General features: G+C 58.1%; 16 protein-coding genes and 1 pseudogene. 12 read left to right on the top strand and 5 right to left on the bottom strand.

Annotated elements, in window-relative coordinates; all coding sequences use genetic code 11:
- Positions 1 to 157: 157 nt before the first annotated feature.
- Positions 158 to 817 (bottom strand): ribosome biogenesis GTP-binding protein YihA/YsxC, encoded by a 660-nt coding sequence (yihA, locus tag LG371_RS06885; protein WP_067590718.1) that lies wholly within the window; start codon positions 815 to 817, stop codon positions 158 to 160.
- A 137-nt stretch (positions 818 to 954) separates the two neighbouring features.
- On the opposite strand from yihA, the gene LG371_RS06880 reads away from it, so the two are divergent.
- From LG371_RS06880 to ccsB, 5 genes are all read left to right on the top strand, one after another.
- Positions 955 to 1,593 carry a cytochrome c gene (locus tag LG371_RS06880; protein ID WP_225748115.1) on the top strand — a complete coding sequence of 213 codons (639 nt, stop codon included), beginning with the start codon at positions 955 to 957 and terminating at the stop codon, positions 1,591 to 1,593.
- Positions 1,594 to 1,798: 205 nt separating this feature from the next.
- A complete protein-coding gene (locus LG371_RS06875) occupies positions 1,799 to 2,152 on the top strand; it encodes a YgiW/YdeI family stress tolerance OB fold protein (protein ID WP_067590538.1) in 354 nt (117 codons plus the stop codon).
- A gap of 111 nt (positions 2,153 to 2,263) precedes the next feature.
- Positions 2,264 to 2,626, top strand: a complete 363-nt coding sequence (locus LG371_RS06870) for a PepSY domain-containing protein (RefSeq protein WP_225748114.1) — start codon at positions 2,264 to 2,266, stop codon at positions 2,624 to 2,626.
- Between the two features lie 156 nt (positions 2,627 to 2,782).
- Complete coding sequence (locus tag LG371_RS06865; RefSeq protein ID WP_225748113.1) at positions 2,783 to 4,831, top strand: cytochrome c biogenesis protein ResB; 2,049 nt, start codon at positions 2,783 to 2,785, stop codon at positions 4,829 to 4,831.
- 34 nt (positions 4,832 to 4,865) lie between these two features.
- The gene (gene ccsB / locus LG371_RS06860) at positions 4,866 to 6,068 is read left to right on the top strand and encodes a c-type cytochrome biogenesis protein CcsB (RefSeq protein WP_067590715.1); all 1,203 of its coding nucleotides are present in this window, start codon (positions 4,866 to 4,868) and stop codon (positions 6,066 to 6,068) included.
- Positions 6,069 to 6,412: 344 nt separating this feature from the next.
- On the opposite strand, the gene LG371_RS06855 is transcribed toward ccsB, so the two are convergent.
- Together LG371_RS06855 and LG371_RS06850 are read right to left on the bottom strand one after the other, a co-directional pair.
- Positions 6,413 to 9,490, bottom strand: coding sequence for an efflux RND transporter permease subunit (locus tag LG371_RS06855; RefSeq protein ID WP_225748112.1), 3,078 nt, complete (start codon positions 9,488 to 9,490; stop codon positions 6,413 to 6,415).
- Entirely contained in the window at positions 9,490 to 10,611 is a 1,122-nt protein-coding gene (locus LG371_RS06850; protein ID WP_225748111.1) for an efflux RND transporter periplasmic adaptor subunit, read from the bottom strand. Before LG371_RS06850 ends, LG371_RS06855 begins: the two co-directional genes overlap by 1 nt.
- Positions 10,612 to 10,749: 138 nt before the next feature.
- On the opposite strand from LG371_RS06850, the gene LG371_RS06845 reads away from it, so the two are divergent.
- From LG371_RS06845 to LG371_RS06815, 7 genes and pseudogenes are all read left to right on the top strand, one after another.
- Positions 10,750 to 11,184, top strand: a complete 435-nt coding sequence (locus tag LG371_RS06845) for a MarR family winged helix-turn-helix transcriptional regulator (RefSeq protein ID WP_067590525.1) — start codon at positions 10,750 to 10,752, stop codon at positions 11,182 to 11,184.
- Positions 11,185 to 11,391: 207 nt separating this feature from the next.
- On the top strand, positions 11,392 to 11,658 hold the full coding sequence (locus LG371_RS06840) for a hypothetical protein (protein WP_067590522.1): 267 nt from the start codon (positions 11,392 to 11,394) through the stop codon (positions 11,656 to 11,658).
- A gap of 303 nt (positions 11,659 to 11,961) precedes the next feature.
- Entirely contained in the window at positions 11,962 to 12,729 is a 768-nt protein-coding gene (locus LG371_RS06835) for a threonine/serine exporter ThrE family protein (protein ID WP_225748166.1), read from the top strand.
- A gap of 3 nt (positions 12,730 to 12,732) precedes the next feature.
- Positions 12,733 to 13,194 (top strand): threonine/serine exporter family protein, encoded by a 462-nt coding sequence (locus LG371_RS06830; protein WP_067590516.1) that lies wholly within the window; start codon positions 12,733 to 12,735, stop codon positions 13,192 to 13,194.
- Between the two features lie 209 nt (positions 13,195 to 13,403).
- On the top strand, positions 13,404 to 14,963 hold the full coding sequence (locus tag LG371_RS06825) for a TerC family protein (protein WP_225748110.1): 1,560 nt from the start codon (positions 13,404 to 13,406) through the stop codon (positions 14,961 to 14,963).
- 198 nt (positions 14,964 to 15,161) lie between these two features.
- Positions 15,162 to 15,904, top strand: a pseudogene (gene nfsA, locus LG371_RS06820) (oxygen-insensitive NADPH nitroreductase).
- A gap of 96 nt (positions 15,905 to 16,000) precedes the next feature.
- The gene (locus LG371_RS06815; RefSeq protein ID WP_225748109.1) at positions 16,001 to 16,714 is read left to right on the top strand and encodes a hypothetical protein; all 714 of its coding nucleotides are present in this window, start codon (positions 16,001 to 16,003) and stop codon (positions 16,712 to 16,714) included.
- A 116-nt stretch (positions 16,715 to 16,830) separates the two neighbouring features.
- On the opposite strand, the gene grcA is transcribed toward LG371_RS06815, so the two are convergent.
- Positions 16,831 to 17,220, bottom strand: coding sequence for an autonomous glycyl radical cofactor GrcA (grcA, locus tag LG371_RS06810; protein ID WP_225748108.1), 390 nt, complete (start codon positions 17,218 to 17,220; stop codon positions 16,831 to 16,833).
- 116 nt (positions 17,221 to 17,336) lie between these two features.
- Positions 17,337 to 17,675, bottom strand: a complete 339-nt coding sequence (locus LG371_RS06805; protein WP_067590504.1) for a cupin domain-containing protein — start codon at positions 17,673 to 17,675, stop codon at positions 17,337 to 17,339.
- Positions 17,676 to 17,834: the final 159 nt, after the last annotated feature.

The raw sequence follows: 17,834 nt of genomic DNA, 5'->3' as shown, positions 1-17,834 counted from the left end.
ATTGTTGGGAAAGTTTAAGCGGCGCGGTGCTAGGCAGGTTTCAGGTAGCCCTTGGCGGCCTTGGCTGAGGCTACCTGAAAATGCGGGTGCGGCATCATTCAAAGTTGGCCTGCCCTTTAGCGTGGAAAATTGGCCGCTCCCTTTCTTTTTGGATTTTTCAGGTAGCCTCTTCTTCGTTGGCGGCGGCCGGCCCGTTTTCAGGTAGCCCGTGCGCCGCCTGCCATTGCGCAAACCATCCGGCCACCACTTCGTCCACTTCTTCCATGCCCTGCTTTTTCAGGCTGGAAAACAGCTGCACGCCCACGGCCTGCCGCTCGGCAAAGGGCTGGAGTGCGCGGCGCACGGCGGCGAGGGTTTTGATTTGCTCGTTTTTGGAAAGTTTGTCGGCTTTCGACAACAGAATATGCACGGGCTTGCCGGTGGCGGCAAAAAAATCCAGCATTTGTTTGTCGAGTTCTTTGAGCGGGTGGCGCGCGTCCATCACCAGCACCAGCCCGATCAGCTGGGGGCGGGTTTGCAGGTAACCGCCGAGCAGCTGAATCCAATGCGCGCGCACGGCTTCGGGCACTTGCGCGTAGCCGTAGCCGGGCAAATCGGCCATGTAGCAGCCGTTGGCGAGGCGGAAGAAGTTGATGTGCTGGGTACGGCCCGGGGTTTTCGACACGAAGGCCAGGCGCGTGTGGCCGGTGAGCGTGTTGATGGCGCTGGATTTCCCGGCGTTGCTGCGCCCCACGAAGGCGATTTCGGCGGGCGTATTCGGCAGGTCTTTGAGGTGGTTTACCGTGGTGAAGAATTCGGCGTTTCTAAAAAGCGGCATAAGCTGGAACAAAAAGTAAAATTTAGTATAGAATACCACGTTTATAACAATATCGGTTTCAATCGGGCTGCCCGGTTGGAAAACAGAGTATTTGGGAGGGCGCGGCAAACAGCGCCCCGCTGATTCGGAGCATATTCATGAAACACACTACCCTTGCCGGCCTCCTGCTGGCCGTTTCCGGTTTCGCCCTGGCCGCGCCGCCCGCTGCCGACGCCGCCCGCGGCAAACAGATTGCCGACACCGTGTGCGCCGCCTGCCACGGCGCCGACGGCAACACCAACATCGCCATGTATCCGCGCCTTTCCGGCCAGCATCCGGCCTATATCATCCAGCAAACCCTGGCCATCAAGGCCGGCCAGCGCAACACCGGCGCCGCCGTAACCATGCGCCCCCTGGTGGAAAACCTGAGCGAGCAGGATATTGCCAACGTGGCCGCCTATTTCTACCGCCAGATTCCCAAATCCGGCGAAACCAACCCCAAAGAAAACCCCGAACTGGGCGCGCGCCTGTTCCGCGGCGGCATCGCCTCGCGCGGCATTCCCGCCTGCATGTCGTGCCACGGCCCAGGCGGCGCCGGCATCCCGGGCAACACAACCCAGCAAGAAGGCACCGTGGCCTACCCGCGCCTGGCCGGCCAGCACAAATCCTACATCGTAGACCAACTGCGCGCCTACCAGAGCGGCCTGCGCGGCAACACCATCATGGGCGACATCGCCAAGCGCATGAGCAACGAAGAAATGGACGCCGTGGGCAACTTCATCCAAGGCCTGCACTAAACCTTAGCCCCTTGCCCGCAGCCAACAGCCGTATCCCCCCCGGATACGGCCGTTTTATTTTTCAGGTAGCCTTTAGCAGGTTTACAAAACTTTCCACTTCCCTAATTTTCAGCTAAACCACCCTCCCTATAATGCGAACCATCAAATCAAGGGCAACACCCGTTGCCCACTTTTTAAACCTCCCACCTCAAAAAAGGAAAACATCATGAAAAACGCTCTGCTCCTCACCGCCCTCTTGGCCGTATCCGCCACCGCCTCCGCCGGCTTCTCCGAAAACGGCCAGCCCGCCGCCGCCCAGCCCGCCGTTAGCCGCGTGGCCGACCTGCGCGGCCTGCCCGACGACGCCCGCGTTACCCTCGAAGGCCGCATCGAACGCCAAGTGCGCCGCGAACACTACATCTTCCGCGACGCCAGCGGCGCCATCGAAGTGGAAATCGACGACGACGTATGGCGCGGCCTGAACATCACCCCGCGCGACAAAGTGCGCCTCGAAGCCGAAATCGACCAAGAATGGCGCCACACCGAAGTGGACGTGAAAGCCGTTACCCGTATCCAGTAATCATCCCCGGCAGGCTACCTGAAAACGAGCTTCGCGAGTTTCTGCGCAGCGCTAAAACATTTTCAGGTAGCCTTTCCCTTTGTTTGCCACACCCCAACCGAAAGGACGCCCATGCCCGCACGCAAACCCTCCCTGCTGCTGCTCGCCGCCACCCTGATGGCCGTCTCCCTGCCCGCCCTGGCCGACCGCCACGACCATGATGACCACCATCACCACCATGGCAGCCACGCACAGCAACACCGCCCGCAGCGCGCCCAAGCCAACCGCACGCGCCAAGGCTACATTTCCAGCGCCCGCGCCGCCAACATCGCCGCCCGCCACACCCGCGCCCGCGTTACCGACGTGGATTTCACCACCTGGCGCGGCCGCTGCGTGTATGAAGTGGATTTAGACGCCCGCCGCGGCGACTACGAAGTGATCGTGGATGCCCGCAGCGGCCGCATCCTCTCCTCCAAATTCGACCCCGACGATTAACCCCCTTGCCCGCCTAGCGCACAAAGGCTACCTGAAAAAGCGAAAACCACTTTTCAGGTAGCCTTTCCCTTCTCTGCAAATCCGCCGAAAGTTTGCGCTAAATCAGGTATAATTCCATTATTTTATCCCTTTTCCGCCCGGCCGGATTTTCGGTTTATGAGTACCCCGCCCGCCCCCGCCCAAACCCCGCTGTTGCGGCGGCCTTGGTTTGCCTTCCTCAGCTCCATGCGTTTCGCCGTGGCGCTGCTTTCGCTGCTGGCGCTCGCTTCCGTGATCGGCACGGTGTTGCAGCAAAACCAATCCGAAGTGGCCTATTTGGTGGAATTCGGCCCGTTTTGGCACCAGATTTTCCGCTTCCTCGGCCTCTACGACGTATATTCCGCGCCATGGTTTGTGGCCATCCTCGCCTTCCTCATCCTCTCCACCGGCCTGTGCCTCTGGCGCAACATCCCGCCCTTCCTGCGCGAAATGCGCGGCTTCCGCATCAACGCCTCCGCCCGCTCCTTGGCCGCGATGAAACACAGCACCCAGCTCAGCCAAGCCCCGCAGCCCGACATCGCCGAACGCTACCTGAAAGTATCCGGCTTCGCCGTGCGCCGCGAGCAACGCGCCGACGGCAGCCTCATCATCGCCGCCAAAAAAGGCAGTATCAACAAATGGGGCTACATCTGCACCCACGCCGCCATCATCGTCATCTGCCTGGGAGGCCTCATCGACAGCAACCTGCCGCTCAAGCTCGCCGTATTTTCAGGTAGCCTCAAGCCCGACAAAACCGCCCAATTCTCCAACGACTTCGGCGCACAAAGCCGCCTGGGCAGCGGCACGCTCTCCTTCCGCGGCAACGTAAACATCCGCGAAGGGCAAACCATCCAAGAAATCTTCCTCGACACCGGCAACGGGCTGCTGGTGCAGGAGCTGCCCTTCAGCGTCACCCTCAAGCAATTCCACGTGGAATACTACGACAGCGGCATGCCGAAAAACTTCGCCAGCGACCTCGTCGTTACCGACAAGCAAAGCGGCGACACCTACACCCCCACCCTGCGCGTGAACCACCCCTTCACCCTGCATGGCATCACGCTCTATCAGGCCAGCTTCGGCGACGGCGGCTCCGGCCTCACCTTCCGCGCCTGGAACCTCGGCGCGGCCTCCGCCGCATCCACCGAGCTCAAAGCCGCCTCGCTCAGCGCCTTCCCCCTGCATTTGGGGCAAAGCCAGCCCGATAAGCAATACACCCTCGAATTTGCCGAGCTGCGCCCGCTGAACGTGGAAAACGAAGAAGAAGCCGACAGCAGCAGCGCTCCGCAACAGCCCGGCAGCCTGCAACAGCGCCTAAACGACGCCCGCAGCGTGCGGCAGGCCGACGCCCAGCGCAACGTCGGCCCCACCATCACCTTCCGACTGCGCGACCAGGCCGGCCAGGCGCGCGAATACGTCAACTACATGCTGCCCCTGCGGCGCGGCGGCGACTACTATTTCGCCACCGGCGAGCGCGCCAGCAACGCCGAGCCCTACCGCTGGCTGATGATTCCCGCCGACAAACAGGGTAAGCCCGACACCTTCATGCACCTGCGCGCCGTGCTGCTCAATCCCAAACAGCGCCAAGCCGTGCTCGACCGCGCCGTGGCCGATATGCCCGAGGCCTCCAAAGCACGCTTCCGCGACGCGCTCAACAACATCTTGGAACTCTTCGCCCGCGAAGGCCTCACCGGCATCAACCAATTCGTGCAAACCCAAATCCCCGCCGCCGAGCGGGAACGCATGCGCGAGCTGTTCTACCAAATGCTGTTTGGCGCGGGCAACATCGCGCTCGATCAGGCGCTGGCCGAGCAAGGGCTGGAATGGCCGCAGGGCGAGGAGCGCAACCGCTTCCTACTCAACAGTTTCGACGCCTACACCGGCCTCACCCGCTTCGGCTCACCCGTGCTGCTGCAATTAAACGGCTTCAACGAAGTGAAATCCTCCGGCCTGCAAATGACCCGTTCGCCAGGCCAAGGCTGGGTGTATCTCGGCTCGGCACTGCTGATATTGGGCACGTTTTTGATGTTTTACATCCGCGAGCAGCGCGCCTGGCTGCTGTATCACAACGGCAGCGTGCGCTTTGCCATGAGCGCCGCCCGCCACCCGCGCCGGCTCGAACAATCATTTAGCCAACACACACAACACCTCACGCGCCTCGCACAGGAGCTCAACCATGACCAACCCTGATTCCCCCACCCGCGTTCTGCCGCAGCCGCCCGCCATGGCGCAGGCTCAGGCACACGATGCCTACGCCCCGCCCGAGCTGCCGGCGCACGAACTCTTGCAGGAGCGCCGCTTCTGGAAACGCCTCACTTGGGCCGACTGGCTGTTTGCCGCCCTCATGCTTGCCATTGCCGCCGCGGTGCAGATTCTGCTGCCGCACCGCATGGATGCGTATGAAGTGTGCATTTTGTGGGGCAGCGCGGCAGCGGCGATCGCCTTGGGCTGGTTCGACAAGCCCTTGCGCTGGTTTATCCCGCTGTGCATCGCGCTCGCTTATGCCGCCACGCAGCTCTATGCCGGGCAGATGGCCAACGGCGAACGCTTCCTGCTGCGCTATTTCCTGGCCAGCCAATCGGCCATCGGCTGGCTGTGCGCGCTGGTGCCGATGGCCTGGCTGTGCTACGCGCTGGGCCTGCTCGGCGGCAAACGGCAGGCTGCCGATGCGCCGGCCACGCCGCTGCTGCGCATTGCGCGCGCGCTGGCTTGGGCAGCCGCCGTGGCCGGCTTCACCGGCATGCTGGTGCGCTGGCACGAAAGCTACCTGCTCAGCCCGGGCAACGGCCACATCCCGATTTCCAATCTGTATGAAGTGTTTATCCTGTTTATCGTGATCACTTCGCTGATGTTCCTCTACTACGAAGGCAAGTTCCGCCTGCACCGGCTGGGCGTGTTTGTGTATGCCCTGCAAACGATTTTGGTGGGCTTTGTGCTGTGGTACACCTTCAGCCGCAACGCGCAGCAAATTCAGCCGCTGATTCCGGCTTTGCAGTCGTGGTGGATGAAGCTGCACGTGCCGGCCAACTTCATCGGCTACGGCGCGTTCTGCCTGGCGGCGTTTCTCGGCGTGGCCGAGCTGATGAAGCTGAGCCGCCCCGCGCTGCGCCTGCCGGAAGCGGAAGTGATTGAGGAGGTGATGTATCAGGCCGTGGCCGTGGGCTTCCTGTTTTTCACCATCGCCACCGTGCTCGGCGCGCTGTGGGCGGCAGATGCCTGGGGGCGCTATTGGAGCTGGGACCCGAAAGAAACTTGGGCGCTGGTGGTGTGGCTCAACTATGCGGCCTGGCTGCACATCCGCCTGGTGCGCGGCTGGGGTGGCAGGCTTTTGGCCTGGTGGGCGATTATCGGCTTCTTCATCACCGCCTTCGCCTTTGTGGGCGTGAATATGTTCCTCAGCGGGCTGCACTCCTACGGCGGGCTTTGAGGCTACCTGAAAAATAAAATCTTGCCTTGGCAAATGCTTAACAGCCTTGCCTGGCACTAAAAGGCTACCTGAAAATAGTTTGGTTTTTCAGGTAGCCTTTATTACGCCTCAACGGGCTACAGCCTTGGGCAATATGCTTCCTATCTATCGGGGCGGCGGATTTTATATCTGCCTGCTGTTTGCCTGATTGCATGGGTAAGCAACCATTCAATTCGTCGGCAACTAAGGGGAAATTGAAAATCCGCCCCTGCCATGTGCTGCACCAAAGAAAGGCTACCTGAAAATCAGTTGGATAATTTTCAGGTAGCCTTTTGCCATTCCGGCTGCGGCTTGCTGTTTGCGCCTTATGCTTCCTGCTCTGCCCGCTGCCTATCTTCTTCCGTTACCGAGGTCAGTTTTGCCAGTTTGGGGGCAAGATAAGCCCGCAAGTCGTCCATCAGGGAATACACCACGGGTACGAAAATCAGGCTGAGCAAGGTGGAGCTTGCCAGGCCGCAGATAACGGCAACCGCCATCGGTGCACGGAATGCGGCTCCAGCACCGCCTGCAAATACGGCGGGAATCATGCCGGCTATCATGGCTATAGTGGTCATCATAATCGGGCGTACGCGCTCTGCGCCGGATTGAATAAGCGCGGTAAAGCGTTCTATGCCTTGGGCACGTTTTTCAATCACGATGTCCACCAGCAAAATGGAATTTTTAGTAACGATGCCCATCAGCATCAGGATGCCGATGACGGACGACATATCCAATGCCGCGCCGTAGAGCCACAACCCCGCTGCCGCGCCGCCGATGGAAAGCGGCAATGCAGTGAGGATGGTGAGCGGTTGCAGGAAGTCTTTAAACAGCAGCACCAACACCATCAATACCATTACTACGCCGAAGCCCATGGCCGCACCAAATTTTCCAAACATTTCATCCATATATTCTGCTTCACCGTATTGCGGCACGCGCACGCCTTCGGGCAGGTTTTGCATAATCGGCAGTTGGTTTACCTGTGTGAGTGCCGTGCCGATGGTCTGCCCGACTGCCAAATCGGCTTCTACGGCAATGCGGCGTTCGCGGTCGAAGCGTTCGAGGCTTGCCGATCCTGTGCCGAAAGAGATGTCCGCCACGGTATGCAGGGCGACGGTTCCGCCGTTTGAGGTGGGAATGCGGAGCTGTTTGATGGTGTCCAAACTGTTGCGATCGGCGGCAGCGAGGGTTACGCGTATCGGCACTTGGCGGTCGGGGAAGGTAAAGCGTGCGGCGTTGCCGTCCACATCGCCCACGGTAGCGATACGCAAAACGTTGCCGACAGATTGCGCGCTCACGCCTGCTTTGGCGGCTTCGTCTTCGCGTAATTTGATACGCAGCTCGGTTTTGGCAAGTGGTGCGTTGATTTGCACATTTTCCAAAACATCCAGCCCCCGCATTTGGGCTTTGAGTGCTTGTGCCGCCTGATTGAGTTTGGCAGGGTCGTTGCCCGTGAGTATGACGGACACGTCGCGCGCCGCCATTTCATTGCGGAAGGCAAAGCGGATGTCGGAAAGTTTTGCCAATTCGTCGCGCAGTTTGTCTTCAAACTCTTTCTGCGTGATGCTGCGTTGGTTATGCGGTTTCAAACGGATAAGCACTTCGCCTTTGTTGGTTTCGCTGCTGCCTGCGGTGATAAAGGTCAAGGCTACTTCGTCAAACCGGCGGATGGTGCGGTCGATTTCCCGCAAAGTGTCGTCGGTCTGTTTCAAACGGCTTCCCGGCGGTAGGGTAAAATCGATTTGGCTCATGCCGGTGTCGCCTTTGGGGATAAAACCGGTGGGCAGAAACGGCACGATTGCAAACGACAACGCCAAAAACACACCGCCCAGCAACAAGGTGGTTTTACGGAAACGCAGAGCTTTATCCAATAATTTCAGGTAGCCTGTTTTCAGACGGCCATGCGGCGTATCGTGCGGCTTGGTCTGTACAGGGTGCAGGATGTATGCTGCCAAAAGCGGGGTAACCAACCGCGCCACCAGCAATGAGGTCAACACAGCCGCAGCCACCGTAATGCCAAACTGGGTGAAATACTGCCCTACCACGCCGCCGATGAAGCTCACAGGCAAAAATACGGCAACAATGCTCGCGGTAATCGCCATCACTGCCAAACCGATGGCGTCGGATGCGTCCAATGCCGCCTGATACGGGCGTTTGCCCATGTGCAAATGCTGTTCGATGTTTTCGATTTCGACAATCGCGTCATCCACCAAAATACCGATGACCAGCGTAATGGCGAGTAGGGAAATGCTGTTGAGCGTGTAGCCTAAAAGGTGCATGGCGGCAAAAGTGGGCAGGATGGGAAGCGGCAGCGCAATGGCCGCAACCAATGTGGCACGCCAGTTTCGCAAAAACAGCCAAACCACCAACACAGTCAGCCCCGCCCCTTCCAGCAGGGTATTGATGGCAACGTTGTAGTTTTCCTTGGTGGTGTCCACCGAGCTGTACACTTCTTTAATCCGCACGTCGGGATACTGTGCGGCAAGCTCCTGTAAGGCTTGTTCCACGCCTTTTGCCACCACCGTATCGCTCGAGCCTTTGGTGCGGTACACCTGAAAGCCCAATACTTCGCGTCCGTTCAAACGCGCACGGCTGTGTACTTCGGCGTGTGCGTCACGTACAAGGGCGAGCTGCGACAGCTTCACTTTGCGGTTGTCATTCAAGGCGATTTCGGTATCCGCCAAATCCTGTACGGTTTTTTTCGCACCCAATACACGTACGGACAATTCCTGTCTGAACACATCCGTCCGCCCTGCCGGTACGTTGGCATTGGTCTGCGCCAGCTGCATACTCACCTGTTCCGCACTGATACCGTAGGCGTTGAGTTTTTCCGCTTGCAAATCCACGCGGATTTCGCGTTTTTCCCCGCCCAGGCGTTTGACCTGCTGCACGCCGTTTACCGACAACAATGCACGGCTGACGTTTTCATCGATAAACCACGCTAAATCGGTCTGTGTCATATTCGGCGACTGCACCGCATAATAGCCCAACGCCCCGCCCTCGCTATCCATCCGTTCCACCACGGGGTTGGTGATGTTGGACGGCAACTCATCGCGGATTTGCGTAACCGCGTTGCGTACATCGTTTACCGCACGGTCTGTATCGGTTTCCAATTGGAATTCAACTGTGGTAACGGACGAGCCTTCTGTAATCGAAGAAGTGATGTGCCGCACGCCCGCCATCCCCGAAAGTGCGTTTTCCACGCGGCGCGTTACCGAGTTTTCCAATTCGTCGGGCGAAGCCCCCGCCTGCGAAATCGTTACGTTTACCACAGGGAAATTCACATTTGGATCGGCATTAACGGGTAGTTTTTGAAAAGCAAAAATACCTACCAGTGTTAAAACAAAAAACAGCACAATGGTGGGAATCGGACGACGGATTGCCCAAGAGGAAACGTTGAACGACATTATTTCTCCCCCTGTAAAACCGGCTCGACCACATCGCCCGCCTCGACAAATGCTCCCGCCTGCCGCACGACACGTTCGCCTGCTTTCAGACCGGAAACGATTTCCACCGAATCGCGGTACACCGCGCCGATCTCCACATGCCGGATATGCACTTTCCCTTGCATATCCACAATTTTCACGAAAGTCTTGCCCTCATCATCAAAACCAATTGCCGAAAACGGCAGGCTGCCGTTTACCAAACGTGCAGGCAGGCGCACGGCTACCTGAACATAGCTGCCGATGGTGCTGTCCAACACGCCCTCCGTCGAAATGCGGATTTTCGCCACACGGCTAATGCTGTCGATTTCAGGCTGAATCAGTCGGATACTGCCCTTGCCGATATTGCGGTTGTCGGCGGTGATTTCCGCTTCCAACCCGAGCGAGAGCCGCTCCAAATCTTCCGCCCCCGCTTCCGCCTGCACTTCCAGCACGCCGTTTTGGGCAATGTGAAACAAAGCATTACCGCCCGTAAGCGTACCTGCTTCCACGGCACGGCTGGTAATCACGCCGCCGACAGGTGCGATAACTTGTGCTTTTTGGCGCTGATACCGGCTGTCGCTCAATTGTGCCTGCATCTGGGCGATTTCGGCCTGTGCCGCCTGCACTGCGGCTTTTGCCGTTTGCGCTTTGGCACGCTGTTGATCCAGCTCCATGCGGCTTACCGCATCGCCGTCGGCCAGCGCCTGATAGCGGTTTAGCGTGGCAGCCGCCTCGCGCCAAGCCGCCTGCTGGGAAGCTAAGTTGGCACGCGCGCGCTTAAGCGCGGCTTCATTTTGCGCCAGCTGCGACTGCACGGCGCTGTGTTCCAGCACAGCCAGCACCTGCCCCCGCTCCACGCGCTCGCCCACGTCGGCCTTCACCGACAGCACCTGCAAGCCTTGCAGCGGCGTGCCCACAGCCACGTCTTCCTTCGCCACCACCCGGCCGGAGAGCAGCAGAGTTTGTTCCTGCCCGCCCTGCCGCATCTGCACCACATTGATTTTCATCGGTGCAGCCTGTGCCGTGTCGTCGCCGTTACTTTTGCCGCAGCCAGCCAGCACCATGCAGCACAAGCCGAGCAGAATTATCCGTTTCCCACGCATTATTCAGTCCTAAAAAATACTATTAGGCGCGCATTTTAGTATTCTTTAAGACTTAATACAAGTCATAAATAAGACTATTACACATCCATGCAAAAAGTGTTAATATGCAACCAATCATCTAAAAATATAGGATTTTCCATGCACAGTTCAGAATTAATCGGCAAACACGTGAGCGAAATCGATGCCGTGTTTGACGACTGGATTACACAGCTCGGGCTAAGCTATACCCACTTCGCCGTGCTCTACAGCCTTGCCGCCGTCCCAGAAGGGCAGTGCACGCAAAAGCAGATTTGCCAGGAATACTTCCTGCCCAAACAAACCGTGTTCAACGTATGCAAGGAATACCGTGAAAAAGGTTGGATCGAATTCCACCCGAGCACGACCGACAAGCGCGAACGCATTATGCTGCTCACCGAAGCCGGCCGGGCACAGGCCGAGCCCGTGATGGCGCGCACCAACCGAATGTGCGACAACGCCATCGCCGCCTTCGGCAAAAAGAAAACCGAGCAGATGTTTGCCCTGATGAGCGAATTTTGCCAAATATGCCGCACAGAAATGGGAAAGCCAGGCTAATCCGAGCCGCCAACTTGGAGGCTACCTGAAAACAGTTTGACTCAGGCCAAGGCAATACCTCTGCGAAACTGAAAACAAAACACTGTCCGGCTTCTGCCAAGCCAACATAACAAACCGATACAAAAGAGAGAAAAAGGAGAACACAAAGAAAAGTTGCACCTTTCGCAACAACGGGAAAACAGCAATACTGACCAAAGGGATGGCAATATGAAAACAATAAAACCAGATAAAAACCCGGCAATCACCGACGCCTCATGCCTCACAAAATATGTGGCCGAGCGGATTCCAAAGCTAGATCAATCCATTAAAGGCCGATTTCCTGAGAAAAACGCTGTTTTTATATTGGAACTATCCGAAAACACAAGCACAGGCGACTTCTACGGCTATCTATTCAACCGGTACAGCGGCAAGATATACCGCTTTGCATACGAGGCAAACGAACTACTGGTGCTGGAAATGAAGCCGATGTTTTAACGCCTGCAGGCTACCTGAAAAACAGTTTGCCGTTTTCGCCTCGCAGCAGCCCGGCTTGGGTATCGCCCAAATATCGTCTTAGCTGAGCAGAAACTCAACTTCGGCTGTGCCAAACCCCGTTTTCAGGTAGCCCTTCCCCCTCCTAAGTGGCTGCCGCATGGGGCTTGCGGTATAATCCGCCTCCCCACAACAATCAAAACAACAGGCTGCCCCGGCCGTTTCCGCACGCCATCTCAACCCTTTCCCCACTCCGGTTTATTAAGATGACGCCCCTCTCCCTCCCCGGCACCGCCAACCCCCCCCATTGATCACGAACAGCAGCAGGAAATCACCCGCCTGTGCATCCAAGCCGCGCTTTTGCTGCTGCAATACGGCGCGGAAAGCACGCTGATCGACCAAATCGCCTTCCGCCTCGGCCGCGCGCTGGGCATGGATGCGGTGGAATGCGCGCTCACGCCCAACGCCATCGTGATCACCACGCTGTGCAACAACCATTGCATTACCACCACGCGCAAGAATTTCGACAAGGGCATCAATATGTCGGTGATCACTTCGGTGCAGCACATCGTGATCGGCGCCGAGCGCGGACTGTATGGCGTGCGGCAGGTGCGCGCGCGGCTGGATGCGGTGAAGCCGGTGAAATACAACCGCTATCTGGTGGTGTTTATGGTGGGGCTTTCCTGCGCCAGTTTCGCCCACCTTTCCGGCGGCGACCCGCTGATTTGCGGCATCACGTTTATCGCTTCGGCCTGCGGCATGTGGGTGCGGCAGATTTTGTCGGCGCGGCAATACAATCCGGCGGTGGTGTTTGCGGTTACGGCGTTTGTGGCTTCGATGGTGTCGGGCATGGCGCTGAAATACGGCTGGGGTACGCGCCCGGAAGTGGCAATGGCTTCGAGCGTGCTGCTTTTGGTGCCCGGGGTGCCGCTGATCAATTCGCTGGCCGATATTCTGAAAGGCCATGTGAACATGGGCATCAGCCGCTGGGCGGTGGCCACGGTGCTCACATTCAGCACCTGCCTGGGCATCGTGCTGGCTTTGAGCCTGCTAAACGTTTCCGCTTGGGAGTGAGCCATGCTGCTGCTGGATTTGTTAGACGATATGTTTTTTGCCGCCATCCCCGCCGTGGGCTTTGCGATTTTGTTCAACGTGCCGCGCAATGCGCTGAAATATTGCGCCTATTTGGGCGCGCTGGGGCACGGCACGCGCACGCTGCTGATGCATGCGGGCATGTCGCAGGGTTTGGCCACGCTGTGCGCGGCTTCGCTGGTGGGCTTCATCGGCGTGTATTTGTCGCAGCGCTATAAGGCGCACCCGAAGGTGTTCACCGTGGCTTCCATCATCCCGATGATTCCGGGGGTGTATGTGTATAAGGCGATGATTGCGCTGGTGCAGATGAACCACAAGGGCTTTTCCGAGCAGCTTTTGGTGCAAACGGTGGATTATTTTCTGAAGGCGGGCTTTGTGATCGGCGCGCTGGCTTTCGGGCTGGCGCTGCCGGGGCTGCTGTTCTACCGGCAGCGGCCGGTGGTGTAGGCCGTATTACGCATCGTGCCGCAATCTGCTACACTTGCCCCATCTTGTTTCCCCCTCTCCGATATGCACCCTGCTTCCCCCGCCCCTTTAGAGCCCGAGCCTGCCGCTGCGGCGGCTTCGGCCTGCATATCGTGTGATGAAAGGCTACCTGAAATTTTTCAGGTAGCCTTTGCTTGTTTCCACAACCTGTTTAGCAAGGAATTGTATTCATGGATTTCTCCTGGCTGGCCGACCCGGTTACCTGGCTGGGCTTCGCCACGCTGATTATTCTCGAAGTGGTGCTCGGCATCGACAACCTCGTGTTTGTGGCTATTTTGGCCGGCAAGGTGCGCCCCGCCCAGCGCGACCGCGCCCGCGTTACCGGCCTGATGCTGGCCGTGCTGCTGCGCCTTCTGATGCTCGCCTTCATGAGCCGCATCATGCAGCTCACCGCCCCGCTGTTTTCCCTGGGGCGGCTGGAAGTGGCCGGCAAAGACATCATCATGTTTCTCGGCGGCCTCTTCCTGCTCTACAAAGCCACCACCGAGCTGCACGAGCGGCTCGAAGGCGCCAACCACTACGCCGTGTCCGACACCGACCACCGCAAAAAGCATTCGCCCTTTTGGAACGTGGTGATTCAGATTTTGGTGCTCGACGCTGTGTTTTCCATCGACGCCGTGGTCACCGCCGTGGCCGTGGTGCAACACATCCAAATTGCCATGGCCGCCGTGGTGGTGGCGATGGCGCTGATGATTTGGGCCAGCAAGCCGCTCACCGATTTTGTCAACCGCCACCCCACCGTGGTGATGCTCTGCCTGGGCTTCCTGCTGATGATCGGCTTCAGCCTGATTGCCGAAGCCTTCCACGTGATCATCCCCAAAGGCTACCTCTATACCGCCATCGGCTTCTCCGTGCTGATTGAAGTGTTCAACCAAATCTCCCAGCGCAACACCGACAAAAACGCCTACGGCAGCCGCTCCTGGCGCCGCCGCACCGCCGAAAACGTGCTCGGCATGATGGGCATCCGCGAAACCATGCTGGCCAAAGCCGGCGAAGAAGGCAGCGACAGCAGCCATTTTGAAGAAAACGAAAAATCCATGATCCGCAGCGTGCTCACCCTCGCCGAGCGCCCCCTGCCCGGCATCATGGTGCCCCGCCGCGACATCGAACGCCTCGACCTTTCCCAAAGCCGCGAGCAGCAATACGCCCAGCTGCAAAACACGCCCTACTCCCGCCTCCTGGTGGTGGGCAAGGCCGGCGCCGACGAGCCCCTGGGCTACATCAACAAAAAAGACCTGCTCAACCAGCTCCTGGCCGGCGAAGAGCCCAACATCCAAGCAGCCCTGCGCCAGCCCCTCATCCTGCCCGACAGCACCAACGCCCTCTCCGCCATCGAGCAGTTCCGCCACAGCGGCGCCGACTACGCCCTGGTGGTGGACGAATTCGGCGCCGTACAAGGCATGGTTACTACCAAAGACCTGCTCGAAGCCATCGCCGGCGAGTTTCCCGAAGCCTTCGAGCGCCAAGAGCAGCCCGACGCCCAAGCCCAAAGCAGCAACACCCTCATCGTAGACGGCAGCCTCGAATACGCCGAGCTCGCCCCCCAGCTCGGCCTCCCCCCGCCCGAAGAAGACGCCGACTACCACACCGTGGCCGGCCTGATGATGGAAGAGCTGCAAACCCTGCCCAACGAGGGCGACACCCTCGACTACTACGGCTGGCGCTTCACCGTGAGCAGCAAAGAAGGTCAGCGCATCGAGCAAATCAGCATCAGCCCCCTGCCCGAATAATTTTCAGGTAGCCTCAACCCTTGGCAAACAAACAAACGGCAGATACAAAATCCGCCGCCACAAGAAAACCATAAGCCCCACAGGCTACCTGAAAACCAAATCAAGCCGCTTCCGCAAAACCGCACCCGTCTCCCTTGAACCCATCCCACTTTGCCAAAACATTTTTCAGGTAGCCTTCCCCCTCCCACCACTTAAGGACTGCATCATGCCCGCCCCCATCCTCCCTCCCAGCCCACCCTCGCCACCGCCCTCGCCCACCGCTCCATCCGCCAATTCACCGCCGAGCCCGTTGCCCCGAACAGCTGCAAGCCATCCTCGAAGCCGGCCGCGCCGCCTCATCCTCCAGCTTCATGCAGTGCATCCACATCATCCGCGTTACCGAGCCCGCCCTGCGCCAACGCCTCTGCCAAATCGCCGCCAACCAAGAATACGTGCGCCTCGCCCCCGAATTCCTCGTATTCTGCATCGACTACAGCAAACACCGCCGCCTCGTGCCCGACATCCAAACCGGCTACACCGAAGCCCTGCTGCTCGGCGCCGTGGATGCCGGCATCACCGCGCAAAACGTGCTGCTCGCCGCCGAATCGCTCGGCCTGGGCGGCGTATACATCGGCTCCCTGCGCAACGACATCGCCGCCGCAGCCGAAGCCCTCGGCCTGCCCGACACCGCCGTGCCCCTGTTCGGCATGTGCATCGGCCACCCCGCCCAGCAGCCGCTCTACCGCCCGCGCCTGCCGCTGGAAGCCTTTGTGAGCGAAAACCGCTACCGCGAATGCAGCCCCAACACCCTCGAAGCCTACAACCGCGAGCTTGCCGCCTACTACCAAGCCCGCAGCGGCCTCGACCTTGATTGGACGCGCCAAATCGCCAACACCCTGGCCAAACCCCTGCGCCCGCACATCCTGCCCTTCCTGCAACAGCGCGGCTTTGCCAAGCAATAAATCCGGCAATGAAAAGGCTACCTGAAAATTTCGCTGCGCAGAAACTCCACTGCATTGCGTTTCAGGTAGCCTCTCTCCCCGAACATGGAGAACATCATGAAAAAAGCATTGTTTTTCTTAATCGGCGCACCCTTTTTCGTTTGGCTGTTTATCCTTGCCGCCAAATATGCCATCTTCGGTCCGGATCCTTATCCACCACGCACTTGGCAGGAAGAGGTGCGCCTCAGCGATGGCACGGTGATTCTTACCGAACGCTATGCCAATTGGGAAACGAGGGACAGCCTGACAAAACAAAGCATCCGCGTGATTGATGCCGAAGGGCTGGATCTCCCGCCGGAATGGTCGGATAAATGGGAGCTGCTAATCCTGGATCGGGATAAACAAGGTGTATGGAACCTCATTGTTCGGCCAGGCCTTTGTTACGACTGGAACGAAACTTTCGCCTATCGACAATATCAGGCCATCAATGGCCGCTGGCAGCGGGTAGAGTTTGATAAAACCTTGCATGGTCGCCCGGCAAATTTGGAAGGAAATATTTATGCGCAGCTTGAGAATATGCCGAGATTTATAGGAGTGGACGAAAAACAATTTATTTCTACCGAACCCCACCCGGAAGTGAGCAAACCTCTAGATGATTTTTCTTGGCGAGGAATAAATATCCACGCACTTTCTGGATGCGATCTCTACTGCTGGTTGTATGGAGAGAGAAAGTTAGGTATCCGTTGTGAAAAATACGGGTTCTGCGAACAGCCAGGGAATGAAAGCAAACCGCAATGTTATCGATATAAGGAAACGCCCAACTCTTTTTAGCGGGCAAGCCGACAGTTTCGTTTTCAGGTAGCCCCTACTTAGAAATAATCTCCTGCCGTCCACACAAAAAGGCTACCTGAAAATTTTCAGGTAGCCTTTTTTGATTACCGCTCAGCTTACATATGCTGGGTGAAAGTGCGGGTGATCACGTCGCGCTGCTGCTCCGGAGTCAGGGAGTTGAAGCGCACTGCATAGCCGGATACGCGGATGGTGAGCTGCGGATATTTTTCGGGGTTGGCCGCAGCGTCTTCCAGCATTTCACGGGTCAGCACGTTTATGTTCAGGTGTTGGCCGCCTTCCACTTTCGGGGCAACGCGCACATCCACGGGCACTTCTTCATAGTTCACGTCGCCCAAATCGCTCAGGGCAACCACTTGGTCGGCCACAAAATGCTCGTCGTTGCTGCACAAACAGCGGGCTTGCTGGGTTTCGTCGTCCAGCAGCCAGAAAGAACGTGCCAAAGCAGGATGTTGTGCGGATTGGGTGATTTGAATCCCTTTAATCATGATTTATATCTCCAAATAAAAGCCCTTGTGAGCCATAAGGTTACAAACAGACTACAAACAAACTTCAAAAATCCTCATCAACCCCCAAGCGGGAAGCCGATGCGGCAAAACAAACTTTATAAACAGCATTGGCCGAAGCGCAGTTTCTTATTCAACAGCGCGTTGTAACACAGCTGTTTCACCACCAAGATGGAAGTGTCGTTTTCCAAGGCTTCGATCACGTGCGTTTCGCCCGGCTCGATGCGCGCCAGATTCATGCTGTGCAAATCAATATGCCCCTGCTCGGTTTTCACGCGGGCCGCGCCGGCGAGCACCACCACGGTGATGATGGCTTCGGCGGAATACGGCGGCACTTCGTTGCCTTTTTGCAGGTTGAGCTGCACGATTTGCTGATCGGCATCTTCCACTACGATGCCGCCCAAGGTTTCTTTCGGGTTCAGTTGATAGCCTTGCATGATTTTCTGCCTTTGAAATACGTTTGGCGGCGCAGTGAAGCCGCTTTTCCTGCCTGCTATTTTATCCGATTTTCACCCGCAGGCTCAAGGCGATACCGCATGAATGATAAAAGATTCGGCAGCAGTGTGCCGATTGGGCAAAAGTGGGGATGGCGGGCT

Origin of the sequence: Eikenella sp. Marseille-P7795 (assembly GCF_916618725.1) — a bacterium.
Taxonomy (GTDB): domain Bacteria; phylum Pseudomonadota; class Gammaproteobacteria; order Burkholderiales; family Neisseriaceae; genus Eikenella; species Eikenella longinqua.
The sequence above is the reverse complement of the archived record's forward strand: the minus strand, read 5'-3'. Positions and strand labels throughout refer to the sequence as shown.

Coding starts and splice junctions, on each gene's coding strand:
- yihA (WP_067590718.1), bottom strand. CDS start 817: ATGCCGCTTTTTAGAAACGCCGAATTCTTCACCACGGTAAACCACCTC.
- LG371_RS06880 (WP_225748115.1), top strand. CDS start 955: ATGAAACACACTACCCTTGCCGGCCTCCTGCTGGCCGTTTCCGGTTTC.
- LG371_RS06875 (WP_067590538.1), top strand. CDS start 1,799: ATGAAAAACGCTCTGCTCCTCACCGCCCTCTTGGCCGTATCCGCCACC.
- LG371_RS06870 (WP_225748114.1), top strand. CDS start 2,264: ATGCCCGCACGCAAACCCTCCCTGCTGCTGCTCGCCGCCACCCTGATG.
- LG371_RS06865 (WP_225748113.1), top strand. CDS start 2,783: ATGAGTACCCCGCCCGCCCCCGCCCAAACCCCGCTGTTGCGGCGGCCT.
- ccsB (WP_067590715.1), top strand. CDS start 4,866: ATGGCGCAGGCTCAGGCACACGATGCCTACGCCCCGCCCGAGCTGCCG.
- LG371_RS06855 (WP_225748112.1), bottom strand. CDS start 9,490: ATGTCGTTCAACGTTTCCTCTTGGGCAATCCGTCGTCCGATTCCCACC.
- LG371_RS06850 (WP_225748111.1), bottom strand. CDS start 10,611: ATGCGTGGGAAACGGATAATTCTGCTCGGCTTGTGCTGCATGGTGCTG.
- LG371_RS06845 (WP_067590525.1), top strand. CDS start 10,750: ATGCACAGTTCAGAATTAATCGGCAAACACGTGAGCGAAATCGATGCC.
- LG371_RS06840 (WP_067590522.1), top strand. CDS start 11,392: ATGAAAACAATAAAACCAGATAAAAACCCGGCAATCACCGACGCCTCA.
- LG371_RS06830 (WP_067590516.1), top strand. CDS start 12,733: ATGCTGCTGCTGGATTTGTTAGACGATATGTTTTTTGCCGCCATCCCC.
- LG371_RS06825 (WP_225748110.1), top strand. CDS start 13,404: ATGGATTTCTCCTGGCTGGCCGACCCGGTTACCTGGCTGGGCTTCGCC.
- LG371_RS06815 (WP_225748109.1), top strand. CDS start 16,001: ATGAAAAAAGCATTGTTTTTCTTAATCGGCGCACCCTTTTTCGTTTGG.
- grcA (WP_225748108.1), bottom strand. CDS start 17,220: ATGATTAAAGGGATTCAAATCACCCAATCCGCACAACATCCTGCTTTG.
- LG371_RS06805 (WP_067590504.1), bottom strand. CDS start 17,675: ATGCAAGGCTATCAACTGAACCCGAAAGAAACCTTGGGCGGCATCGTA.